Raw genomic sequence first — 402 nt, 5'->3', positions numbered from 1 at the left:
GGCCGGACGGGCGCGGCCCGGCATCATGCCGGGGTTCGGGCGCGGGGGCATGTTGCCCGGGCTCGGCCGGTTGCCGCCGCCCTGCCCGCCGGGACGCGGCGGACGCTCTCCGCCGCCCTGGCCGCCGCCCGGACGCGGGGGACGGTTGTCGCCGCCCTGGCCGGGGCCGGGACGCGAGGCGGGCGGGCGCGGGGCCGGGGAACCGGAACCGACGCCGAACGGGTTGTTGCCGACCCGCGGGGTGCGCGGACCGGGCTTCGGGCCGCCGGGCTTGGGGCCCTGCGGCTTGGGCGGCACGACCGAACCGGCGGACGACGAGTCCTGCTGCTTCGGGGCCGGCTTGGGCGCGGCGGGCTCGGCCTTGGCGGCCGGGACCTCCTGCGCCGGGGCCGGCTGGGCCGG

The 402-nt window shown here is 82.6% G+C and carries 1 pseudogene; it reads right to left on the bottom strand.

Annotation, left to right across the window (positions count from 1 at the left end):
- Positions 1-402: pseudogene (locus tag EIZ44_RS44505) on the bottom strand (translation initiation factor IF-2); the annotation flags it as partial.

The sequence above is a fragment of the Amycolatopsis nivea genome, assembly GCF_004522235.1.
Lineage (GTDB): Bacteria > Actinomycetota > Actinomycetes > Mycobacteriales > Pseudonocardiaceae > Amycolatopsis > Amycolatopsis nivea.
The sequence above is the reverse complement of the archived record's forward strand: the minus strand, read 5'-3'. Positions and strand labels throughout refer to the sequence as shown.